Here is a 21,004-nt window from a genome sequence, read left to right as displayed (position 1 = left end):
ATTATTCCACAGCCTGGGCACTTCTGCCTAATTTATACCAGCGCGCCGCTCGTTCTGCGGCGTCACTGAGCCAGCTCTCGGTGTTTGCCATAGACTCCGCCAGCGTGCACGGCCCCGGCGCAAGCGGTAGGACGGCACTGATTCCGGCGGCTGTGAGCACCGCGTCCGTGAGATGCTCCTCAACACTGCCGACGATCGCCGCTACCGGGACACCCTTTGCCGCCGCGCGTCGCACCACGCCCAAGACCGCCTTTCCGCCAAGCGTCTGGCTATCGAGGCGTCCCTCGCCAGTGAGCACGAGACTTGCGCCCTTTAAGTGTCTATCGAACTCCACTGCATCCAGCACCAGCTCGATTCCGGGGACAAGCTTTGCGCCCGGAAAGAGCCAGCGCAGCCCGTACGCAGCCCCGCCTGCGGCACCGTCGCCGGGCTGCTCGGGTAGCCCCCGCTCGTCCCGGAACTTGCAGAGCCGCGCATCAAGCACCGCCACATCGTCAGGAGTCGCGCCTTTCTGTGGCCCGAAGATAGCGCTAGCGCCCCGTGGCCCGGTGAGTGGGTTGTCCACATCACAGGCGATCCGAACGTCGTGGTTGAGTTGTTGCTGGTAGCCAAACACCTCCAAAATCCCTGCGCCGCCGTCGTTGGTCGCCGAGCCGCCCAGGGTGATGAGGAGTTTATCTGTCTTATGAATGGCCTGCAAGAGAAGCTCGCCGACGCCACGTGTCGTGGTGGCTTTCGGGTCGCGACGGCTCAGTGGAACCAGACTCAGCCCCGCCGCCTGCGCCAGCTCAACGACTGCGGTATGGTCGGGAAGGAGTCCCCAGGATGCTTCCAAAGGCTCACCAAGTGGCCCGGTAATGTGCGTTGCGATTCGCTTGCCGCCCGTCGCGACCAGAAGCGTTGCCAGCGTTCCTTCGCCGCCATCGGCTACGGGCAAGCAGACACACTCCGCCTCAGGAAAGACGCGCTGCCAGCCTTTTGCCAGCGCCACTGCCGCCTCAGGAGCAGAGAGCGTCCCCTTAAACGAGTCCGGGCAGAGCAGGATTTTCACCCCCCATCCCCCATCCGACGGGGGGGATGGGCGGCCTGCGCGATGGCTTGAAGTGTTTTGAGAAGCGCAGGAAGATCAGCGAGGGGCAGCATGGTAGCGGCATCGGAGAGGGCTTTCGTCGGCTCGGGATGCACCTCCAGAAAGAACGCATCCACCCCGACTGCCGCCGCCGCGCGCGCTAAGTGGGGCACAAACTCGCGTGTTCCGCCGGACGCAGTTCCCAGGCCACCCGGCTGCTGCACGGAGTGCGTGGCATCGAAAACCACGGGGCAGTTTGTCGCCGCTGCCATCTGTGGCAGGCTTCGGAAGTCCACGATCAGGTTGTTGTAGCCAAAGCTCACGCCGCGCTCACACACTAAGATGCGCTGGTTGCCAGTCGCCTCGATCTTCTTGACAGCATTGACAATGTCTAGCGGCGCCATGAACTGGCCCTTCTTCACATTGATCGCCTTGCCTGTCTCCCCGGCGGCGACTAATAAGTCCGTCTGGCGCGAGAGAAATGCGGGAATCTGCAAGATGTCCACGTAGTCTGCCGCGAGCTTGCAGTGCTCGGGTTCGTGAACGTCGGTGAGCACGGGCATTCCGAAGTCCTGGCGAATCCCCGCCAGAATCTCTAGGCCCCGCACCTGTCCCTGACCGCGAAACGCCGCCCCCGACGTCCGATTCGCCTTGTCAAAGCTCGCCTTAAAAACAAAGGCAATTCCTAGTGTCTCACACGTGGCTTTCACGCTCTGGGCAATCTCGCGGCAGAGGCTCTCACTCTCAATCACACACGGCCCCGCGATGAGAGCAAAGGGCAATCCGCCGCCCATAGCGACGGCATCAGAAATGGCAACTTTTCGGGTCATAGCGGTGTCAGTCTACCCGATGCAACAAACACAACAGTCTCCTGAGCAGGTCTACGTGGTGCGCCTGAATCCTCAGCAACGTAAACAAACTCGATTTGCACTCTGGGCAAACTTCTTTGCTCTGCTCCTCAATGCGGCTCTGGCAGTGTTATTTTGGAAGCTGGAGACGGGGAAACCCATTGCCTCTTTGATGAGTGTCTTCAGTAGCTGCCTAGCGATTGTTTGCGTCGGGCTCTACCGAAAAGGCACCCAGTACCTCACCCTCAATGAGCAAGGCTTAACGTACCAAAACTTCCTGGGGACGGGCACTGTCAAGCTCGCCTGGGACGAGATCAAGCGGGTTCGTATTGAGCGTAACTACACCTACACCTGGCTACGGGTGACGCGCAAAAAAGCGTTCCTTCGCCTGACTCTCGTTGTTCCAACTGAACAGGCCGAAGAAATCCTCCAGGAAGTTCAGCGACGCATCGCGTCGCACTAACGAATGGTGGCTATTTTTTGCTTTGGTAGGCCACAAACTCGGCCCAGAGGTCGTCGAGCTTCCTGCCCGTGGACGAGGCCGTGGTTGTATTTGTGGGTGAGGTAGGCGAGAAAATACGCTCAACCAGCCGGGATTCGTGCGGCTGCCGGGATTCGTGCGGCTGCCGGGGTAGGCTTGCACGAGGTGCGTCATCTCGTGGATCAACTCGAAAACAGCGCACGGACACGCTCTAGATCCTCAGGGGTGTCTACGGACTCAGGCACACGGTCGGTGAAGACCATCTTGATGCGGTAGCCGTGCTCTAAAGCGCGGAGCTGCTCCAGCGACTCAATCTGCTCCAGCGGCGTGCGGGGGAGCAGCGGGAATGTCTCCAGAAAGTCCCGGCGGTAAGCATAGAGCCCGATGTGCTGAAGTGGCTGGTAGCCCGGCGCGTCGGTGTTTCTTCGGTAGGGCAGCGGCGAGCGTGAGAAGTAGAGTGCGAAGTTCTCCTGAGTGAGCACGACTTTCACCACGTTGGGGTCGTCCTCGCGGCCCTCGGGAAGCGGGCAGCAGAGGCTCGACATCACCAGAGTGGCGTCGGCTAAAAGCGGCTCGGCGGCGGCGTCTATCGTGGCGGGCTCGATCAGGGGCTCGTCGCCTTGCACATTCACAATCACCGTGACCTCTGGGCTAAGCTGGCGTGCAGCCTCGGCGAGCCGGTCCGTGCCGGTCTGGTGGTCGTGGTGGGTCATCAAGACACTGCCACCAAACGCCCGGACAGCATCGGCGATTGCCTGGTCGGGGGTTGCGATAAAGACTTCGTCAATACGCGCCGCGCTCCGGGCACGCTCCCAGACATGCTGGATCATGGTTTTTCCCGCAATCAGCGCCAGCGGCTTGTCCGGAAGACGGGTCGCCGCCAGACGGGCAGGAATCAGCGCAACAGTTTTCACGGGAGTTAGTCTACCCTATAACAGCTCGCGCAGGGTGAGTTTGACGCGGCGCGTTCGCCCGCTGGGGGCGCGGAGTAGTAGGACGATCAGAGTGCCAGGAGGGCGACGGAGTAGCTCGCTGAGCGTATAGATCGTCAGCTTGTTGGTGGAGCGGCCATCTACCGTGAGTATCTGATCGTCGGCAGTCACGCCCCCCTCGCTCGCAGGCGAGTCGGGCAGAACGGTGAAGACTTTCCAGGTGGACTCTTCATAGATCGGCAGCAGGCCAGAGCGGGTGAAGACAAACGGATCGGTCAGGCGAGAGTTCGGCGTGAGGTAGAGCCGCTTGTGCGTGTAGTCAAACGTGAGCGTGAAACGTGAGAGGATCTCGCCGCCGAGGCGCCCTGCTGTCCGCGCCGACGCATCCGCGCCGCTTTTCTGCTGTGAGAGCTTGATGAGGGGCTTTGCGAGACGATACGGGCCGATCTGCAGTGTCTCCGCCCGCGCCGCCTCGCCGTAGCTGACGCCGCCCACTCCGATTCCCGTGGGCATGGCGATGCGCTTGGAGTAGCGCTCACGTAGCTTATTTGTCTCGACAAACGGCGCATTGAGATCCAGCTCACCACTAGAACCCGTGTCTAGCTCCACCCAGCAGGCTAGCCCGTCTAGCTCGATCTGGGTCTGGGGAATATTCCCATCGAGCTTGAGCGGGAGCGATACCGCACCCGCTGGCGTGGCGAAATTCTCTGGCGCACTAAGAGTGACCGTGCTCCCGGCATAGTCCAGGGTGACAACGAACTGCGCGAAGAGCGGGTAGCCTAGGAGACCATCGCAGCCGAGCGAGGGAGGCAGCGCCAGCGCAACCGCCTCAGTCGTTGCCAGTGCCGTCCCACTCACCGAGAGCCGAGACAGGTGAATCTGCTGCGCTGCGACTGTCGCCGCCGTGCCCGTGACACTGCGCTTCACCGCATCGGGTGGCAGCAGCCCCAGCCGGATCGCCGCTTCCGGCGTGAGGACGTGAATACCAGCTCCCGAGTCGAGACACAGCACGACCCGGCGCTCGCCCACGCGGGCATCGAGAAATAAATAGTTTCCTTGATGGATTGCGGGGATACGAGTGCCTGTCTGCATGATTTACCAGATTCGAGTAACCGAATAGGCATCGAGTGCCGCATCTCCGCTAATAATGGGCATTACTTCGGCAATACTTTGTGCTATCAAAATACGATCGAATGGATCACGATGATGCATGGAAAGCGAAGCAAGAGTGAGTAAGTGGGTGCGTTCTATAGGAAGAGTCAAAAATCCATTTCCATCTATTCGTTTTGCGAGAAAATCTGGTAACGAAAGATTCAGAATTAGCTTTCCTAGACTGTATTTTATAGTGATTTCCCATTGACTCGCAGTGCTGACATAGATTATGTTATGAGGATCTTCAATCGCTTTTCTGGCTATTGCTGTAAGATTTGAATCACCCCAGATATACCAGAGCAAGGCATGTGTGTCTAAAAGTAATCGCATTACATGTACTCAGTGAAATCTTCAAGAGGTGCGTCGAAATCATCGGTGATACTGATGATCTCTTTTTTCCCACTACCAAAAACAGGTCTCTTTAAATAGGAGACGGGTTCAAAACCGTCACCCGTGAAGCGGTGGAGAATCCGTTCTCGTTGCTCGGGGAGGAGCTGCTCCAATACTTTGATAATCTGCTCTTCGGTGATTTCAAGGACTGCCATAAATTTAGTTTAGCACCTTCTCGACACCCTCCGCCATTGCGTCTACGCTGAACTTCTCAAAGACTGCTTTTTGGCCCTGGGCACCGAGTTCAAAGGCGGCTTGTGGGTCGGAGAGGAGCGTTTCGAGGGCATCTGCGAGGGCGGTGGGAGTGAGCGGGTGGTAGAGAACTCCGCCGCCGGTTTGTGCGAGAATCTCGGGGAAGCCGCCGTGGCGCGGCTGAACCACGGGAACCCCTGCGGCAAGCGCCTCGATCACGTAGAGCCCGAACGACTCGCCGTAGGTGGCCGGGACGGAGAGGGCGGTGAGACTCTGAAGAAAGCGGATTTTTTCGTCGCGACTGATATTCGGGTGCCAGCTCACGCGCTGAGCCAGCCCCGCCGCCGTGAGTTTCTGCGTGAGCTGCGCCACATAAGTCGGATCGTAGCCTACCTGTGCTCCCGCGACCGCGAGCTTGAGCTGTGGCAGACGCGGCGCGAGCAAGAGGAACGCCTCGATCAGGGTTCCCAGTCCCTTGGGCTCGTACATCCGGGCTAGGTAGCCCAGGGTAAGGTCTTTTGGAGGACTGGAGCGCACGGTGTAGCCCGCGAGATCAATGCCATTGTAGACTACATGCAGCTTCTCCGCTGGGAGCATGGCACGCTTTTGCATGAGGTCGCTATGGTAGCGGCTCACCGGGATCAGGGCATCGAACTCCGAACCGCGCTCGCCGACAAGCTGCCAGCACTGCTCGCTGTAGGGCTTGCCCAGTGCATGGAGAAACCCGTCCTCACCCTGGAGCGTGCAGGCGATCTTTGCACCGGTTGCCTCCCGAATCCGCCGCCCCATTCCCAACAGTAAGGCATTGGAGAGAATCACCCAGTCCGGTTTCTCGCTTGCTAGCCACTCGACCAAGCGCTCCAGCTCTTTTTTCTGGTTGCCCTCTTCGCCCTTGAGCATCGAGAGGGTCATCGGCCCCAGCTCACTGGCGCGGGTCATTCCCGCGCGTTTGCCCGCGCTAGCGAGCGCCGACGGCGAGTCGAAGAGCTTATCGAGCCAGCGGGGGGTCTTGCGAAAAAGGGGGGATATCTGCTGCAGGTAGGCATTGATACCCCCGTAGAACACAGGCGTCCCCGCTGCCGCCGACTCCTCGTCTAGGGTGAGCGGTAGGTACATCGGCACCAGAAGCGCATCGTGGCCGCGCTTACGGAGTGCCAGCACTAGGGCATTGTCGCGCATGCAGCTCCCACAATAGAAGCTGCCCGTTCCCGTGGTTAGATACACCAGACGCATGGATCTATTTTACCTCGGGCCTCTGTTGCGTGTGGGCTTGCGTTGCGCGTGGGCTTCAGTCCTCGCGGAACCAGGCCTGTGCGTTGGGTGCCAGCGATTTGCGGAAGGCAACACTCTGGGTGCTCATGGCGCGCCACGAGGTTCCAGAACCCTTGAACCACTTGGCATGACCATCGGCCATGACATACACTGAGCCACCACTGTGGCGGTAACGTCCCGCGCAGTAGTTTTCTTTTTGCCCAAGGATCGTCGGTGCTGGGAATGCGGGGTAGCCTGCTTCGACACCCGTACAACCCGCTGTGTCATCGCCCGATGTGTTTCCGATGTAGCCCATTCCTTCACAGGCGAGTACCCGGCTTGCGGGGGCATCCACTGCTGCCATTCCTTGAATCCCTAGAGGGAACCAGCCAAACGTCGGCGCGTTGCGGTGCATTGTCGGCATCAGGGCACTGTTATTGATGTAGCTGCCCGCCTTGGAGTAGAAACTTGTGGTGTACTTGCCCGTGAAGTCAATCGGAGCATCCGCTGCGTTTACGGGAAGGTTCTGAGGGCGTGGGCCGATACTGGGGCAGGTCCAGAAAGTGACTTCCTTACGAACTGCTGGAGCACCTGCGACGATCACTGCCCCCGCACCCACTTTGGCATAGGGTTCTACAAGATCCTGCCATGTGACGGCAGTCACCATTCCGACGAGAACATAGGAGCCCATCGGCCACATTTCATCGTAGTCCTGTGCATACATCATGATCCCTGTACCGATCTGCTTCATGTTGGAGAGGCAGACGGTCTGGCGGGCTTTTTCGCGTGCCTGGGCGAAAACGGGAAAAAGAATGGCGGCGAGAATCGCGATGATCGCGATGACCACTAAAAGCTCGATGAGGGTAAAGGCACGTTTTCGTTTCATGTCGGTATCTCCCAGAGCGCTAGACTGGACGCTCCCTTAACTAAGAGGCGATTGCCTGAGATTGCGGGGCTCGCCCACATGGCAGAATCGGCCACTTCGTACTTGGCCACTTCTTTTAGTGTATCACCCGACTTCTGGTAGACGAACAGCTCGCCGCCCTGTGCCGAGACGAGCAAGAGGGGGCCGATATCGAAGATCGTGACTTGTTCGCCTTTATTGCCAGGACACTCCCAGGTCACTTTTCCCGTGGCGAAGTCCATTACCGCCACCTGCCCGCGCCGCTTCTCATTGACCACATAGACATGCTTGCCGTCGAGAACCGGGCTAGACGAGGACATCGTGACATCGCGCGACTCCCAGACTTTACTCGTGCCCCACTTGCCCGCGCTCTGGGTAAGTTTCAGTGCGAACGTCGCGCGCTGGTTTGCCCCGCAGAGCACGGTGTCGCCAGAGATCACAGGCGTGATGGAGTTGTGGTTGAACATATTCTGCCGGTTCGGCAGGCTCCAGAGCTGCGCTCCGTTCTCCGGGCTGAGCCCAAGCCACAAATTATGCGAGGCGGTGATAATCTGCCGAACCGCGCCGATGGTGGCGAGCTGTGGGGATGTATAGCCTGGCCCCTCGCCTTTCCATGCCCAGAGCTCCTTGCCCGTGTCTTTATCCAGCGCCAGAAACGAGCCCGTGGCCTCGTGGCCGGAGTGGACATAGATCTTCTTGCCATCAATCAGCGGCGAGAGCGATGCGCCACAGACGGGCATGGGAATGGGGTACTGTTTGGAGAAGTCCTTGCGCCAGACAATACTGCCCTTTGCGGCATCAAAGCATGTCATCAGGCCGTTCACGCCAATCGTGTAGAGCTTGTTCTCGTGCCAGAGCGGGGTTGAGCGCGGCGATTTTCCCAGGCGCTGCGCGGGGAAGATCACGCTATCAAACGGAGCGGCGACGATGTCTTTCCAGAGCGCCTTGCCCGTGGTCATGTCTAGGCACAGCGTGTGCTCTTCGTTGCCCTGCCGCACGATCACAAAGGCGCGATTACCCACAATAATCGGTGACGAGTGTCCTTCGCCCACAGGGATCGCCCATTTTTTGCTCAACTGCGTCGGCCACTTGGAGGGAATCTTAAAGCCAGAAACATGGGCATCACGGCGCGGACCGCGCCACTGGGGCCAGTCGAGCGATTGACTCTTTTGCATATTGCGCTTCTCAACGATAAAGAAGAAAATAGGTTCCCATGGCTTTTAAAAGACGAGAACAAAAACGAGTGCATCTGGGGGTGCGCGTGCTGCGTGCGCAAGTGGCGTGGCTGGATGCGCCATATCACTGGGAGGGGGGGCGGCTGACGTGGGGCGGTTCGGTTCCTGATGCCGGGTTGCTCTGGAAGACCCAGAAGCGCCTACACGAGCTGCGCCAGCTTGGGCAGAGCACCGAGGCACTTCAGCACAAGCTGGAGCAAGCAAAGTGGCTGCTGACTCTCACCGAGGCCAGTGGAGTCGTGCTACTGCTGGCCGAAGCGCTCTGCGAAGACGCGCTGCCGTGCTCGCCGAGCCAGCTTGTGGCAAAGCAGGGGCAAGCTGCACTTCCGGAGCTTCAGCGCCTCGCCGCCGATCCCCTCACGCCAGAGGACGCGCAGCCGCTCCTAGGCTTGATGATCACGGTCTGTCAGGGAGCACGAAAGCTTCCGAGTCATCCCGACCTGACGGCGCGTCTTCTTGCACAACAGCCGGGATTTCCGGTTGCGTTTCTGGGTGAGCTGCCGATTCTGATGCTCACCCCTACAAAACTGCGCGCCGAAGTGCGGGGGGGGCTCTCGGCGGACGCGATTGCTTGCCTTCTAGAGCAGGTCAGCGCCCGGAGCTATCTGTTTCGCAGCACTGCTCTATCCACTTGCCTGATGCGTGTGCCGTTTGCAAGTGTCGCGGTGGCGCTGGAGCTGGCGGAGACTCTCCACCAACGGGAAGTGCTTCCCACGGGTGAGGAGGATAGTGGCCCGCTCGTGCGCCGTGCTCCCGGGATGCACGACGCCCTCGCCTTGGTGCTGGAGCGGGACGACTCCGCGGTGTGGCTTGCACTGCTGGTGCGCTGTGCTGCTCTACTCTGGCCTCACCCAGAGCTGACAGTGAAGAACCGTCTGTGGGGAAAGAATCGTGAGGACGCAATCCAGCGCAAGGCGCAGCTCTGGCGGCAGGAGCGTCATGTGGCTGTCGAGAGCCTCTATCAGATTTTTTCGTACTGCCAGGATGCGGAGCTCGCTGAGAAAGCGCTCCGTGCGGACAAGCTCTGGCGGCTGCGCTTCGTGGCAGCGGAGCCTGAGCTCTACCGACTGGCCTGGGCACTCTACGAGGAGTTTCCGGGGCTGGACAGTGATCTCTCGGACGTGCTTCAAAAGTACCGCAGTGTTGCGGAGTTCCGTGCCGATTTTGGCGAGGCGCTCCGTGTCATTCGCGCCCAGAGTGCGCCTGTCGGAGGGCTTTTGCTGGCGGCGATCCTCTGGAACTGCCAGAGCGAGACACGGGAAGTACGTCGGCAATTGCCCCAGCTCGCGCCGCGCCTGACACTACTCTTGCCACTGATCGAGCTTCCTGGCACGCAGCTCTGGCATGTTCGGGAGTTTATGGGCACCCTGGGGTACTTGCCTGATTCCTGGCTCCTGCTGGCGATTGAGCTGTACAAGAAAGTCGAGTGCTGTGATGCCGAAAAAGTGCAGCTCGCCTTCCGGCTGGCAGAGGGCGATGAGAGCCGCTTTGTGCATCTTCTGGAGAAGCTCCTGGTGATAGGTTTTGACTGGGTACCTCTCCAGGCTGCCTATCGGTTTGGGGCACAGCTGCCCCGCTTCCCCGCGCTGGCTCCTCTCTTTTGCGAGCTTATGGAGCAGCAGCCACGCCGTGCCGTGGAGCGTATGGCCCAGCTAGGGGAAGCACTTCGACTGGGGCTGGAGGCGCTGGAGCCACTACAGAAGCTCGCCCCGAGTGTGGAGAGCTTGCCTGAGGAGTGGGAGTCTATTGCGCGTCTTCTACCCGATGTTCCCGATGTTCCCGGTCTTCCCGATCTTGCGTGGGCGGCAACCGAACCCCTTCCTCCAGGAATCGCAAAGCTCCTCGCGCTGCCCGAGCGTCTGCGACGGGAGGCGGAGTATCTTTCAGCGCGTCCGGAGCTCGCGGTTCGCCACAGCGCCGTTCTCGCCCGCCTCGCTGACGAAGCCGCGCTCCTTCGCACGATTATCGAGGAGGTGAAGGAAGCCGTGACACAGCGTGCGCGACTCTTGCGTGGGGCCGCTCTGACATCTGCCGTCGAGGAGGTCTATCGAAACCGGCTGCGCGGTATTCTAGGCAGCCGGGCGCTCTTGGTGCGGATGACGCCCAATGTGATGAACGCCGCGCTCCTGACACTGGACATTACGGAGAACCGGCGACTATTGATCCGCCTGCTCCGTGCCTACTTCGATGGCGATCGAGATTGGGCGCTGCGGCAAAGGCCCAATCTCATCTTTTTAGAAGCACTCACCGCACGTGGTGTAGACGCGCTGGCGTGGCGCGCGCCGCACGGGGAGAGCGTGAGCGGGCTGCACTTGCACCTCGAAACCGATCCGCTGCATGTTCTTCAGATGGGCAACTACTTCGACACCTGCCTGAGTTTTGGAGGGATCAATGCCTTCTCTACAGTCGCCAATGCCTGCGATGCCAACAAACGCGTTCTCTATGTTCGGGACACGAAAGGCCGCATTGTGGCGCGGCAGCTTCTGGCACTGAATTCGGAAGATCAGCTGGTGGGATTTAATCTCTACAGCACACTTTCTGCAGAGGAGCGCCCCAAACTTACACGTGCTGTGGTGGACTATATACAGCGTTTCGCCACACGCTGTGGCCTGGAGCTAGGGAGCGAGGGCACGGTGCCCCCGCTCCTCGCTACCGACTGGTACGACGATGGCATTACGGCGTGGGACGATCTTCGCGTATCGCCTGTACAAACGTCAGCGCCGCGAGTGCCTTGAGCTTGCTCTCATCAATGCTGCCATGAAGCTCCAGACCGCTCATAAGCTCCGGGCCTGGGACAAAACCCAGTGCTTTGAGCCGGGCAAGCACGTCGGCGGGGGGCTGAACGAGCTTGATGACAATCTTCACGGGGAAGGAGCTTGGTGCCTTGGCCTTCGCCCGAAGCACTGCCGTGAGCTTGCTCAAGGTGTCTTTCGGCTTAGCGGCTTCGGAGAGGGGCGCAGCCAGCTTGGCACGCCCGGTATCGCTCATGCCACCGCCGAAACTGCCAGAACCTAGGTAGCGTGTCTGGAACTGCACGCCCCTCCCGAACGCGGGAGCCGCTGAGGACGCTCCGGTGGCACCGCCATTGTACTGGTAGTTCGAGCGCGATCGTTTCCTAGACTCAGACTCCATCGAAACGCCCTCTGGCAGCTCGGTGGGCACGACCACACTCTTGTGCTCACCACTCAGATTGCGAATACGCTCGTCCACGGCCACAAACGACGTGTACTCGGTCATGAGCTTGTGGGTCAGTGCGAGCTGGGTCACTTGCTCCACAGGGGTCTCTTGAAGGTCGCCCGCCCAGACATCGCCCATGAGCGAGGCGATCTTCTCACGCGCCCAGAGGGTGGGAATAGCCTCGCCCACGCCGGGTTCGGTGCTACTCGGAAGGCTCACCCGGATTTTTCGCTCCCAGGGCTTGCCGCGCAGCCTCCCACGCACCGTGATCGTCCCGGTTCCGGCTTTGGTGTAGCGTCCCTTAAGCACAATCGGTGCAGCGGAGAACACATCGGGGATCTGCTTGGGATAGACCTCGCCCGTCTCCACACCCAGCTCGCCCCAGTCCACCGAGATCTCCGTGAGAAGCGGATCGGCGATGCGCTGGTAGAACTTCTGCGCCGTGTTCTTGCCCGGCTGCCGCAGGTCCACAATATCGGCGACCCCTTTGCCCTCGCGTGCCATTCCCTCGATCAGAAACCGATTCACGGAGTTACCAATACCAAAAGGGAACATTCGGGCACTGCCCCGGTGGTTGCGAATAAAGCCTATAATGTTTCGGTCATTGTTGACAAAACCATCGGTCATGTAGCAGATAATACGCAGCCGATCCGGGTCATCCGGCTGGCGCAGAGCAAAGTCCGCCGCTTTGAGAATATCGGTGCCGCCGCTACCCTGGAGCGGGTTGAGATACGCAAGTGCCGTCCGAAGGTTTTGTGGGGTTGCCGCCACAGGCTTCGGGAAGCACGGATAGACTTCTGTGTTGAAGCCCAGGAGCTGGAACGTATCGCCGGGGTTGAGGTTCTGAAGGCAGTAGCGCATCGTCTCTTTTGCCTTCTCAATGGGAGCACCCGCCTGCGAGCCGGTCTGGTCAATCACAAAAACCAATTCCTTGGGGGTCACCTCGGCGCGGCGTGGCGTGGCGGGGGGCTGCAAGACCAGCAGGAAGTGGCCGCCGCCCTTGCCATCTGACTTTGCCAGCAGACCCTCTTGAACCTCGCTCCCGGCTGCGGTGTAGCGCAGGATAAAGTCTTTGTTGGGGATGGAATCCGCAGGACTGAGGGTGATCTGTGCGCGGCTCTCGCCCAGGCGCTGGATCTTTACGGCATGGAGCTGCGCCGCCAGCTCTCCCAGGGCAAGGCCAGCATCTAAGTTCACGCTCACCGAGACATCGTGGCCCGAGCGCACACCGAGCGGCTGGTTCGTCGTCGCGGCACCGTAGCGCGGCCCCACTACCAGCGGATGCACGAACTCGTAGTGACCATCTTCGTACTTGAGGGGCATCACATAAGAGATCTGCACCGCCACTTGCTCGCCGGGCAGCAAGTTCGCAATTGACTGCGTAAAGATATTATCGCGCTCTTGATCCAAAAGCGCCGCCGTCTGACCCGCCGCTCGGGCGGCATCGTAGATCTGGCGTGCCTCATCGCGTCGCTTGATCGTCCCTTTTATCACGCCCTCTTTGCCGATCTTGATGGTCATATCGTCCACGGCGGCGTTCTCAGGCAGGGGGAACGTGTAGATCGCCTCGACAGGCCTGCCGTCGCGCGGCCCCTCAAAGAGCTGGGTCACGGTGACCCGCGCCACCATCCCCGAAATGTTTGCCTTGACAGCGGTGTGTCGCAGCGGGCAGAGTGCTTTTGTGTCCTCGATGCGCAGGCAACCCGGTGTCTCTTGAGGAATTGCGGGTGCCGCACGCATCGTGGAGATTGGGCCTAGCTCTGGGAACAAGGCAGGGGTGCTCGGACGATGTGCGGGCAGGGTGAGGTTCTGTGCGCGGCTCCGCAAGAGGGTAGCGCCACCAGCGGCGACGCTGATACCCAGTAGGGCAGCAATGGAAGTGGTTGTTTTCATCGTGAATTTTTACTCCTGCGCCTTTGGTTCCCAACGAGCGCCAAAGGGTTCACGGTGAATAGCCGGGGCGATCTAAGGTAAAATACCAGCCATGGAGAGGTACAACCTACTCAATAGAATCTACATTGCCTTGCTGACAGCCAGTCTCGCGCTGGAGATGGTGGCACGAGTGGTGTTTCTGGGAGCTGCGTTGCTCACCGCGACTCTCTCGCTCCTGCTGGTGGCGGGGACGGCACTTGGGTGTCTGTGGTTTGCGAACCTGCCCCGGATGACCCTACTGACGAGGATGGCGCTCCTGTGCCGCGTGGTGGTGACAACACAAGTGGTGCTCTCTGCCAAAGAGCTGCTGAGCACCGAGGCGCTCCCACTCCTCTTTCGTCTGGGCTACACGATTGCCTGTCTTGCTCTCTCGGTGGTGACCGCATTCACGCTGGAGCGCGACCTGCGGCTGATTCTCTGGCAGCACCGCGAAAAGTGAAGGGGTTCGTCGCGGAGCTAGTGGCTCCACAAGCCGCTCAACTGGACCACGATCCTGAGGCGCTGCGTACTGTCTGGGAGGAGTTTGTACGCCGGGGGCTCCATCTTCAGCTCGACTTTTTCACGACCCTTCCTTTCCTTGCGGAGCACTCCGGTGCCTTTGCCTTTCTCGCACTCCAGCAGCGTGTCGCGGGTTGCCCGGATCCTCCTGCGGGGGTGGCGTTTGGGCACTTGCGCAATCCCCATGGCCCCGCCCCTCTCTGGCGCGAGGGGCGAGTCTCGGGCACGGTTCCCTGGCTGACCGGCGCAGATCTCTTTGCAAAGGTTCTGCTTGGCTTTCGCCTGCCCGACGGTTCCGAAGTGCGTGCTTGGGTACCAGCACACGACCGCTCGGAGTTTCGGCACAGCGCACCACTGCCCCTGTTGGCAATTCGCGGCGCGAACACCGTGGCAGTCACTCTGCGCGAGGTGGCCGTGGAGGAGAGCCTGTTTGTCTCGGTGCTGCCACGGGGAACTCAAGCGCAAAACGATGCCCGTGGCGTGCTCTACCAGACTCCTCTGATGCTGGGGAACCTGCGCGCGTCGCTACGGCTGATGGAGCAATCACAGCGGGGGGATTTGGCGAAGGCTCAAGAGCTTGTTGCGCAGCTCACCGCTGCGCTTCAGGCCGAAAACGCACAGGAACATGGCCCCGTACTTCGTGCCCGCGCAGGAGATCTCTCGGTGCGGCTTGCGCGGCTTGCCTGCATGGCCTGTGGCGGCGGCTCGCTGCTCACCGGCCACCCTGCGGAGCGGCTCTACCGGGAGGCACTGGTCTTTAGCCTCATGGCCCAGACCGATGCCATTGTTGACAACGCATTTGAGGACCTTTCATGAAAACACTCCAGGCAAGTCCTGAACACTTTACCGTCGCCGTTGACCAGGCACAAGCTCTTGGGTGCACGGCAATCGCCTGGGACCTGCGCCTCCCGTGCGCTGTCGCCGTGGCCACCGCGACCCAAGCGGGATTGGCCTCGCTTGGCTGGCTGCAAGCGGCCCGCGACCCCGACGCGGCAGCGGCGCACCCCGAGTGGCTCCATGCGCCGCAACACTGGGAGTGGGTAGGTCAGGGGCTTCCTCATCCTATGCTTGTGGGCGGCTGGATTGGGCTGAACACGAAGGCGGCGTTTGCACACGCGCTGGCGACCGTGACCCAGAGAGTTCTCGCCAATCCGTGGTGCCGCACGCTCTATCTCTCCGAGATCCAGGGGCCGCCGATGGGCTGTGGCTGTGGGAACCTGTGCTGCCGAAGCTGGGACAATGCCCCGGGCGAGAAGATCGCGGCCACGGCCTACCAGAAGCCGGAGATTCTCTTCCCGCTGGCGTTTTTCCAGGCGGTGCGCGCCGCTGTCCCAAGCCTCGAAATTATTCCGATCCTCTGCCCGGAGTGTGAGCGAGGGATCATGGTGGATGGCGTGGACGATCCCGATGGCCCGGCGGGCACAAATCTGTGCCAGGGAATTCCGTGTGTTCGCCCCTGCGCTCTGGACTATTGGCCGCGCCTGCTCGCCACCTTTCGCGCCGAAGTTCCGACGGTCGGGCTGCTCGCGCTCACGCAGGCGCTCCAGAAAAACCATTCGGTCTATGGCGAGCCGGGCTGGGCACTGCGCGCGCACCGGCACTACGGTACGGACTTACTCCCCTGTGTCGAGCCAGGCGATGCCCACAAGTTCACGCACTGCCTGATCGCTACCTCTGCGCCCCAGAACTGCTGGCCCGTCGTTCCGCCCGAGGGCTACGTCGCCGCCATCCCACCGATTATGTGTGGCTACTGCCCGCCTGAGCCGTAGTTTCTTGCCGTGTCTTCCACCGAAGATCTGTCCCAGTGGAGGACATGCTCGATAATCTTGCGTAGGGTCGTGATGCCGGGCTCGCTCTCTTTATCCAACGCATCGTCAGGAAGATCCAGCAGCAGCGCGATGAGCGCGGCACGCTCGCGATACCACTCCGCCAGATAGCGCTCGCGTGGGGATTTTTGGATGAGGCCAAGGGCGTAGCGCCGGTCAGAGATCTGCCCATAGTGCATCTTTTCATGCTCGGCATTGTGGGCCAGTAAGTCGTTGAGGTTCCCGCGCATTGCGCAAGGGTGGGCACTGGGCTCGTCGCCTGCCACCTCTGTGAAAACATCTACCGCACGGTTCATCTGCTGTTGGAGGCGCTCAATAAGCACCGACACTTCGGGATTGCGTCTGTCCATGAGATTAACTATACCCGCGAAAGGTATACTACACCTGCTATGGCCGATCTCTTTATCCTGAAAACATCGCTTCTTGAGGCGCTGAAACCCAAACGGCTCCTCACGGCGCTGCTCCTGCTGATCCTTCCCGCGCTGGCGGCGATTATCTGGCGCGCGATCGTGCCCGGAGATCGGTTCGATCCGGCGGAGGCCTACAACACCCTCGCGGCCTACTTTGTCTTTGGCTTCACGCTCACCATTCTCTCTGTGATCTATGGAACGGGGGCGCTCTCTGCCGAGATCGAAGGACGGACTATTGTCTACTTGCTCACCCGGCCCGTTCCCCGCTGGCGTCTGCTCCTGATGAAGCTGATTGGGGCCTGGGTGGGGATCACGGTAACAGTCGCGCTCTCTGTCTTGCTACTTGGCTTTGCAGTCTATGGCCTGAAGCCCGAGTGGGCACGGATTGTCTCCGACATGCGCATCATCCCGGTGGGAGCGCTTGCCTACTCCTCGCTCTTTCTGTTTTTTGCCACCCTCATGCCCAAGCCGCTGATCTGGGCGCTGCTCTATGGGTTTGGCTGGGAGAACATTGCCGCGCTCTTTCCCAGCGGCTTTGCACGGCTCTCGATTCTCTCGTACCTGCGGACACTGGCGCCGCACTTAAAAGAGGTGCTGGGAGCGCAAGGAGGAACCGAGGATGTCTCCAATATTCTCCTGCGCGGCAACCCGCTTGCGATCACGCAGCCGATCGCTTGGCTCACTGTGAGCATTATCACGGTTCTGTCTCTGGCACTCTCTCTGTTTTTCTTCAGCACACGGGAGTACGTCCCTAGAGAAGAAGGCGGCTAGCCAGTGCTCCGTAAAGGCTATATTCAACAGCAGATCGAGGGTTTGGCGACGGCGCTCGGGACGATTTTTGGCATTGAGCTTGATAAAGCCGATGTTCTCAAGCGGCTCGGGAGCTCCTGCCGGAATCTGACGGGGCTTGATTTAGACACGCTGCTGCGGCTGGACGATGCGACGCTTCTTGGAATGTTCGCGGGTGGTGATCGCACGCGGACGGCAGGGAATGCCTTTGTCGCGGCGCAGTTCTTGCTCCAGCGTGCCAAGGCCGATCCCCTTCAGGGGCGTGTCGCGCGCCGCAAGGCACTGCTGCTCTATGCCGAAGCTCTCGCGCTGGAGTCGTCGCTGCGCTCCAAAGACTACCTGAGTGAGTTTGAGAGCTTGCTGGCGGAAGTGGAGGCCACGGACTCAACGGCACCTATCCTCCGGCAAGCCGCCCGCGCGATGGAAGCGCTGACATTCTACGCCCGCGCGGAAAACTACCACTTCCATCTGCGAGACAGCCACGCGGACAACGCCGAGGACGCCGCACGGGAGTTCTATCTGCGCCTCCTGGAGTTCCCTGACCCTGAGCTTATCGCAGGGAATCTGCCCCGTGAAGAAATACAAAACGCCCTCACCGAGCTGGGATAAGTGTTGCCTTGCTTGCAAGGGCAAGATGTCCTATAATGTACACCGTCCGATGGTGCAAAACCACTCGGATAGTATGCTCTTTGAGGAGACGAAATTTATGAAGCGACGTTCTGCTTTTACTTTGATTGAACTCTTAGTTGTGATCGCCATTATCGCGATTCTTGCTGCCATTCTCTTTCCCGTTTTTGCGCAAGCCCGTGAGAAAGCCCGTGCTATTTCTTGCATGTCCAATGTCAAGCAAATTGGCGTCGCCATGATGATGTATGCCCAGGACTACGATGAGACCATGTCCATGGGGTTTACGAACCCTGGCATTTCCCGCGACTGGACGGTTGACTTAATCCCCTACATCAAGACCGGCGATACCAATCTAGCCACCCAGATCAATGCCGCGCTGGCGTCTACGCGCCCCGATCTGTTCTGTGCGAAGCTGCCGTTCTACCAGTGCCCCAGTAAAGCCCCTTCTCGTGATGCGCGTGGCTTCCGCCGAGGCTTTGGCTTTAACTGGTGGCTGGCCACAGGTACGGGGGTTCCACTTGCCTCTGTCGCCAAGCCCTCTGACTGTCTGGCATTTGGTGAGGTCTTTGGGGAAGTGGATCGCCTGATTCCGTTCAAGTCACCATCCAATATAGATCAGCGTTTTGTTCCCGAAGCACGGCATAATTTGGGAATGAATATCGCTTTCTGTGATGGGCATGCGAAGTGGTTCGTCGGCACTAACACCCGAGTTGTTTGGCCGACGGGACTTGTTTGGCCGCAAGCCGATGGACCGATTTCTACCTTCTTCAATGTGCTAACAGGGCCGTAAGTTTTTAGTGATGGCAAGACTAACCGAGGCGCAGATTGCGCAGTTTAAAACCGACGGTGTTTTAGTGGCCGAGGGGGTACTCGACGACTCCGATCTCGCTCCAGTGATCGAGGGCTACACGCGCTGGATCGAGGCGAAGGCGCAGGAGCTAGCAATCCCAGACCAAGCAAGCAACGAGCCGTTCGAGCGCCGGTTTGCCCGCTTCCACACCCAAAATAAGAATATCGAGCGTGGTATGGACGTGATGAACGCGCGCCTGCCGGAGTTTTTCGCGTTTCTGCGCTGCCAGAATCTACTAGACGCGGTGCAGCAGCTTCTTGGGACGCCCGAGCTGATTGCAAGCCCCATCCAGCACCTGCGTGGGAAAGTGGCCGACACGAGTGCGGGAAGCTACTTCAATGTGCCGTGGCACCAGGATGCTGCCGTGACATGGGAAGAGGCGGATCACAGCGAGATCATCACCTGCTGGCTGCCGCTGGTGGACGCGACGGTGGAGAACGGTTGTATGGAGATCCTGCCTGGTGTCTGGAAACAGGGCGTGCTCCCCCACATCGGTGGTGCGGGCGGCGCGACCATCCGCCCCGATGCTCTGCCCGAAGTTGCGCCACTGATCGCTGCGGTCAAGAAAGGCGGCGTGGTCTTCATGCACCGCTGCACGCCGCATCACTCGACCCCCAACCTCACGGACACCGTCCGCTGGAGCCTGGATCTGCGCTACCAGCCCACGGGAACGCCCACAGGCCGCCCGTGGCAGCCGTCGTTTGTGGTACGTAGCGAGGCCGACCCGAGCACGGTCGAGACAGACTACGCCACCTGGGACGCCGCCTGGGCCGAGGCGCTGGCCAAGCCCGCCCCAACCAAGTCGGCACACCGTACAATGTAGGGTATGCACACGTTTACGTTTATTACACCCGGAAAAGTACTCTGCGCGTCGGGCGCGGCTACCGACGGGCGGCTGGCGAGCGAGGCGGCGCTGCTGGGCATGAAGCCGCTGCTGGTCTGTGGCAAGAGTCTGGAAGCGTCGGGGATGCTGGCGAAGATTCTCGCGACGCTTCCCAATGCCAAAGTTCATCTTGGTGTGCCACCCGAGCCAAGCCTTGCCGACTGCGCCGCCGCGCAAGCTGCCGCCCACGGCTGCGACTCGGTGATTGCGATAGGGGGCGGGAGCGTGCTGGATGTCGCCAAGGCCGCCGCACTTCCGAGCACAATCTACGACTACTTCGACGGTAAACTCGCCGTGCCGGAGCAGACTTCGGGGGCGCTCCCGATCCTTGCAATGCCCACGACAGCGGGCACGGGCTCCGAGGCCACTTGGGTGGGCGTCTATACCGACAAGCGGGGCGCGACTCCCAAGAAAGCGAGCATCCGGGGCGGGGCGATGCTCCCACGCACCGTGATCCTCGATGCCACACTCAGTGTTTCCTGCCCGCCCTATGTCACGGCGTACTCGGGCATGGATGCGTTTGTACAGGCTGTCGAAGCGTATGTCAGCCGGGGAGCCAACCCGCTCACCGATCCGCTGGCGCTGCAAGCCGCGTTTGACATCGCCGAGTGGCTGCCCGCCGCCTTCCGCGACGGCGAGAGCCTCGAAGCCCGCGAGCGCATGCTGATTGCGAGCTATTGCGCTGGGATGGCGCTCAATACTGCGCGTCTCGGGCTGGTACACGGCATCGCGCACCCGGTCGGCGCTCGCACCGGAGCCGCGCATGGTCTGCTCTGTGCACTCCTCCTCCCGCCGGTGATTCGCTTCAATCTCGGAGCCGACTTGGATCGCTACAGTGACCTCGCCATCGGACTGGGAGCGCCCCGCGAAGACCTCGCCGCCTTCGCCGAACAGTGGCTCGACGACTTCTCCATCCCACGCCACCTCTCCGATCTTGGCCTGCAACGCTCCGACTTCGATGCCATCATCGCCGAGACCATGGTCAGCGGCTCCACCAAAGCCAACCCTCGCACCGTCACCGAGAGCGATGTCCGCGAAGTCCTGGAAGCCTGCTGGTAGCACGATAAAATAGATTGGAGGTAGAGAATGCCCCTTCTTGAAGTCTTACCCACATTAAAACAACTGACGCGCAAAGAAAAGTTTGAAGTTGTCCAGTTTCTTGTTGCCGATCTGGAAAGTTATGACAAGCCAGCAGCGGTTTCTCTCTCAGAGGTTTCGGGAGTCTATGAAGTTTGGTCACCAATAGACGGTAGCGAGGCGGTGGCTCTTGCCATGGAAGAGCTACTTGAGGAGCATCGTACGAATGCCTGAACTTAGCCGGGAGCGTTTTTCGTATTCTCTCGTTGGCCCTGAAGATGCTCCTCGGCGGCCTCGTCCCATTCTATCGTTAACACTCATTGTTTCTGAGAGAAGGATCTCATTTCCTGCCTTAGTGGACAGGGCCAGCGCATCTATAATTGTGAATAGCGTACGGGTACATTCCCCGGAGCTTGCTCCGTGACCGCATGGAACGTGTGGGCATCTCTCAGGATGCCCACTTCTTCTAGGGTTTCGGCTC

22 protein-coding genes are annotated in these 21,004 nt (G+C 60.3%); 11 read left to right on the top strand and 11 right to left on the bottom strand.

Going from position 1 to position 21,004, the window contains the following annotated elements; all coding sequences use genetic code 11:
* Position 1 precedes the first annotated feature (1 nt).
* On the bottom strand, positions 2-1,051 hold the full coding sequence (locus tag ACH2ED_RS21490; RefSeq protein WP_395094781.1) for a glycerate kinase: 1,050 nt from the start codon (positions 1,049-1,051) through the stop codon (positions 2-4).
* Positions 1,048-1,899 (bottom strand): 3-deoxy-8-phosphooctulonate synthase, encoded by an 852-nt coding sequence (gene kdsA / locus ACH2ED_RS21485; protein ID WP_395094780.1) that lies wholly within the window; start codon positions 1,897-1,899, stop codon positions 1,048-1,050. Before kdsA ends, ACH2ED_RS21490 begins: the two co-directional genes overlap by 4 nt.
* Before the next feature lie 19 nt (positions 1,900-1,918).
* Here kdsA and ACH2ED_RS21480 point away from each other — a divergent pair, with 19 nt between their 5' ends.
* On the top strand, positions 1,919-2,380 hold the full coding sequence (locus tag ACH2ED_RS21480) for a PH domain-containing protein (protein WP_395094779.1): 462 nt from the start codon (positions 1,919-1,921) through the stop codon (positions 2,378-2,380).
* 200 nt (positions 2,381-2,580) lie between these two features.
* Here the strand turns inward: ACH2ED_RS21480 and kdsB are convergent, their stop codons facing one another.
* From kdsB to ACH2ED_RS21445, 7 genes are read right to left on the bottom strand one after another with little or no spacing between them, the layout of a single operon-like run.
* Positions 2,581-3,312, bottom strand: a complete 732-nt coding sequence (kdsB, locus tag ACH2ED_RS21475; RefSeq protein ID WP_395094778.1) for a 3-deoxy-manno-octulosonate cytidylyltransferase — start codon at positions 3,310-3,312, stop codon at positions 2,581-2,583.
* A gap of 15 nt (positions 3,313-3,327) precedes the next feature.
* Positions 3,328-4,422 (bottom strand): aspartyl protease family protein, encoded by a 1,095-nt coding sequence (locus ACH2ED_RS21470; RefSeq protein ID WP_395094777.1) that lies wholly within the window; start codon positions 4,420-4,422, stop codon positions 3,328-3,330.
* A 3-nt stretch (positions 4,423-4,425) separates the two neighbouring features.
* Positions 4,426-4,812: a type II toxin-antitoxin system VapC family toxin gene (locus ACH2ED_RS21465; protein WP_395094776.1), complete on the bottom strand. Its 387-nt coding sequence runs from the start codon at positions 4,810-4,812 to the stop codon at positions 4,426-4,428.
* Positions 4,812-5,027, bottom strand: coding sequence for a prevent-host-death protein (locus ACH2ED_RS21460; protein WP_395094775.1), 216 nt, complete (start codon positions 5,025-5,027; stop codon positions 4,812-4,814). The genes ACH2ED_RS21465 and ACH2ED_RS21460 overlap by 1 nt, the downstream gene beginning before the upstream one ends.
* Before the next feature lie 4 nt (positions 5,028-5,031).
* Positions 5,032-6,297, bottom strand: a complete 1,266-nt coding sequence (locus ACH2ED_RS21455; RefSeq protein ID WP_395094774.1) for a glycosyltransferase family 4 protein — start codon at positions 6,295-6,297, stop codon at positions 5,032-5,034.
* A gap of 55 nt (positions 6,298-6,352) precedes the next feature.
* Positions 6,353-7,201 (bottom strand): prepilin-type N-terminal cleavage/methylation domain-containing protein, encoded by an 849-nt coding sequence (locus ACH2ED_RS21450; RefSeq protein ID WP_395094773.1) that lies wholly within the window; start codon positions 7,199-7,201, stop codon positions 6,353-6,355.
* Positions 7,198-8,394: a PQQ-binding-like beta-propeller repeat protein gene (locus tag ACH2ED_RS21445; protein WP_395094772.1), complete on the bottom strand. Its 1,197-nt coding sequence runs from the start codon at positions 8,392-8,394 to the stop codon at positions 7,198-7,200. Before ACH2ED_RS21445 ends, ACH2ED_RS21450 begins: the two co-directional genes overlap by 4 nt.
* A 38-nt stretch (positions 8,395-8,432) precedes the next feature.
* Between ACH2ED_RS21445 and ACH2ED_RS21440 the strand changes: the two genes are divergently transcribed.
* Positions 8,433-11,189 (top strand): hypothetical protein, encoded by a 2,757-nt coding sequence (locus ACH2ED_RS21440; RefSeq protein ID WP_395094771.1) that lies wholly within the window; start codon positions 8,433-8,435, stop codon positions 11,187-11,189.
* Here the strand turns inward: ACH2ED_RS21440 and ACH2ED_RS21435 are convergent.
* Positions 11,128-13,524, bottom strand: coding sequence for a VIT and VWA domain-containing protein (locus ACH2ED_RS21435; RefSeq protein WP_395094770.1), 2,397 nt, complete (start codon positions 13,522-13,524; stop codon positions 11,128-11,130). The two genes, ACH2ED_RS21440 and ACH2ED_RS21435, sit on opposite strands and share 62 nt — an antisense overlap.
* A 91-nt stretch (positions 13,525-13,615) precedes the next feature.
* Between ACH2ED_RS21435 and ACH2ED_RS21430 the strand changes: the two genes are divergently transcribed.
* The 3 genes from ACH2ED_RS21430 to ACH2ED_RS21420 are packed head-to-tail and all read left to right on the top strand — an operon-like array spanning position 13,616 to position 15,830.
* Positions 13,616-14,002: a hypothetical protein gene (locus tag ACH2ED_RS21430; protein ID WP_395094769.1), complete on the top strand. Its 387-nt coding sequence runs from the start codon at positions 13,616-13,618 to the stop codon at positions 14,000-14,002.
* Positions 13,999-14,877, top strand: a complete 879-nt coding sequence (locus ACH2ED_RS21425) for an acyl-CoA dehydrogenase family protein (RefSeq protein WP_395094768.1) — start codon at positions 13,999-14,001, stop codon at positions 14,875-14,877. The genes ACH2ED_RS21430 and ACH2ED_RS21425 overlap by 4 nt, the downstream gene beginning before the upstream one ends.
* Positions 14,874-15,830 (top strand): hypothetical protein, encoded by a 957-nt coding sequence (locus ACH2ED_RS21420; RefSeq protein WP_395094767.1) that lies wholly within the window; start codon positions 14,874-14,876, stop codon positions 15,828-15,830. The genes ACH2ED_RS21425 and ACH2ED_RS21420 overlap by 4 nt, the downstream gene beginning before the upstream one ends.
* Here ACH2ED_RS21420 and ACH2ED_RS21415 read toward each other — a convergent pair.
* Positions 15,809-16,237, bottom strand: a complete 429-nt coding sequence (locus ACH2ED_RS21415; protein ID WP_395094766.1) for a hypothetical protein — start codon at positions 16,235-16,237, stop codon at positions 15,809-15,811. The two genes, ACH2ED_RS21420 and ACH2ED_RS21415, sit on opposite strands and share 22 nt — an antisense overlap.
* A gap of 39 nt (positions 16,238-16,276) precedes the next feature.
* Between ACH2ED_RS21415 and ACH2ED_RS21410 the strand changes: the two genes are divergently transcribed.
* From ACH2ED_RS21410 to ACH2ED_RS21385, 6 genes are all read left to right on the top strand, one after another.
* Complete coding sequence (locus ACH2ED_RS21410) at positions 16,277-17,068, top strand: ABC transporter permease (protein ID WP_395094765.1); 792 nt, start codon at positions 16,277-16,279, stop codon at positions 17,066-17,068.
* Between the two features lie 3 nt (positions 17,069-17,071).
* Positions 17,072-17,695, top strand: a complete 624-nt coding sequence (locus tag ACH2ED_RS21405; RefSeq protein WP_395094764.1) for a DUF6483 family protein — start codon at positions 17,072-17,074, stop codon at positions 17,693-17,695.
* 97 nt (positions 17,696-17,792) lie between these two features.
* Positions 17,793-18,503, top strand: coding sequence for a DUF1559 domain-containing protein (locus tag ACH2ED_RS21400; RefSeq protein ID WP_395094763.1), 711 nt, complete (start codon positions 17,793-17,795; stop codon positions 18,501-18,503).
* 10 nt (positions 18,504-18,513) lie between these two features.
* Positions 18,514-19,386, top strand: coding sequence for a phytanoyl-CoA dioxygenase family protein (locus tag ACH2ED_RS21395; RefSeq protein ID WP_395094762.1), 873 nt, complete (start codon positions 18,514-18,516; stop codon positions 19,384-19,386).
* A gap of 3 nt (positions 19,387-19,389) precedes the next feature.
* On the top strand, positions 19,390-20,505 hold the full coding sequence (locus ACH2ED_RS21390; RefSeq protein WP_395094761.1) for an iron-containing alcohol dehydrogenase family protein: 1,116 nt from the start codon (positions 19,390-19,392) through the stop codon (positions 20,503-20,505).
* A gap of 27 nt (positions 20,506-20,532) precedes the next feature.
* On the top strand, positions 20,533-20,757 hold the full coding sequence (locus ACH2ED_RS21385) for a hypothetical protein (protein ID WP_395094760.1): 225 nt from the start codon (positions 20,533-20,535) through the stop codon (positions 20,755-20,757).
* Positions 20,758-21,004 lie beyond the last annotated feature (247 nt).

The organism is Armatimonas sp. (genome assembly GCF_043757465.1).
Lineage (GTDB): Bacteria > Armatimonadota > Armatimonadia > Armatimonadales > Armatimonadaceae > Armatimonas.
Note: the sequence above shows the minus strand (reverse complement) of the source record. Positions and strands in the feature narration are given on the sequence as shown.

Coding starts and splice junctions, on each gene's coding strand:
- ACH2ED_RS21400 (WP_395094763.1), top strand. CDS start 17,793: ATGAAGCGACGTTCTGCTTTTACTTTGATTGAACTCTTAGTTGTGATC.
- ACH2ED_RS21420 (WP_395094767.1), top strand. CDS start 14,874: ATGAAAACACTCCAGGCAAGTCCTGAACACTTTACCGTCGCCGTTGAC.
- ACH2ED_RS21390 (WP_395094761.1), top strand. CDS start 19,390: ATGCACACGTTTACGTTTATTACACCCGGAAAAGTACTCTGCGCGTCG.
- ACH2ED_RS21415 (WP_395094766.1), bottom strand. CDS start 16,237: ATGGACAGACGCAATCCCGAAGTGTCGGTGCTTATTGAGCGCCTCCAA.
- ACH2ED_RS21410 (WP_395094765.1), top strand. CDS start 16,277: ATGGCCGATCTCTTTATCCTGAAAACATCGCTTCTTGAGGCGCTGAAA.
- ACH2ED_RS21465 (WP_395094776.1), bottom strand. CDS start 4,812: ATGCGATTACTTTTAGACACACATGCCTTGCTCTGGTATATCTGGGGT.
- ACH2ED_RS21395 (WP_395094762.1), top strand. CDS start 18,514: ATGGCAAGACTAACCGAGGCGCAGATTGCGCAGTTTAAAACCGACGGT.
- ACH2ED_RS21470 (WP_395094777.1), bottom strand. CDS start 4,422: ATGCAGACAGGCACTCGTATCCCCGCAATCCATCAAGGAAACTATTTA.
- kdsA (WP_395094780.1), bottom strand. CDS start 1,899: ATGACCCGAAAAGTTGCCATTTCTGATGCCGTCGCTATGGGCGGCGGA.
- ACH2ED_RS21445 (WP_395094772.1), bottom strand. CDS start 8,394: ATGCAAAAGAGTCAATCGCTCGACTGGCCCCAGTGGCGCGGTCCGCGC.
- ACH2ED_RS21440 (WP_395094771.1), top strand. CDS start 8,433: ATGGCTTTTAAAAGACGAGAACAAAAACGAGTGCATCTGGGGGTGCGC.
- ACH2ED_RS21385 (WP_395094760.1), top strand. CDS start 20,533: ATGCCCCTTCTTGAAGTCTTACCCACATTAAAACAACTGACGCGCAAA.
- ACH2ED_RS21460 (WP_395094775.1), bottom strand. CDS start 5,027: ATGGCAGTCCTTGAAATCACCGAAGAGCAGATTATCAAAGTATTGGAG.
- ACH2ED_RS21430 (WP_395094769.1), top strand. CDS start 13,616: ATGGAGAGGTACAACCTACTCAATAGAATCTACATTGCCTTGCTGACA.
- ACH2ED_RS21435 (WP_395094770.1), bottom strand. CDS start 13,524: ATGAAAACAACCACTTCCATTGCTGCCCTACTGGGTATCAGCGTCGCC.
- ACH2ED_RS21455 (WP_395094774.1), bottom strand. CDS start 6,297: ATGCGTCTGGTGTATCTAACCACGGGAACGGGCAGCTTCTATTGTGGG.
- ACH2ED_RS21480 (WP_395094779.1), top strand. CDS start 1,919: ATGCAACAAACACAACAGTCTCCTGAGCAGGTCTACGTGGTGCGCCTG.
- ACH2ED_RS21450 (WP_395094773.1), bottom strand. CDS start 7,201: ATGAAACGAAAACGTGCCTTTACCCTCATCGAGCTTTTAGTGGTCATC.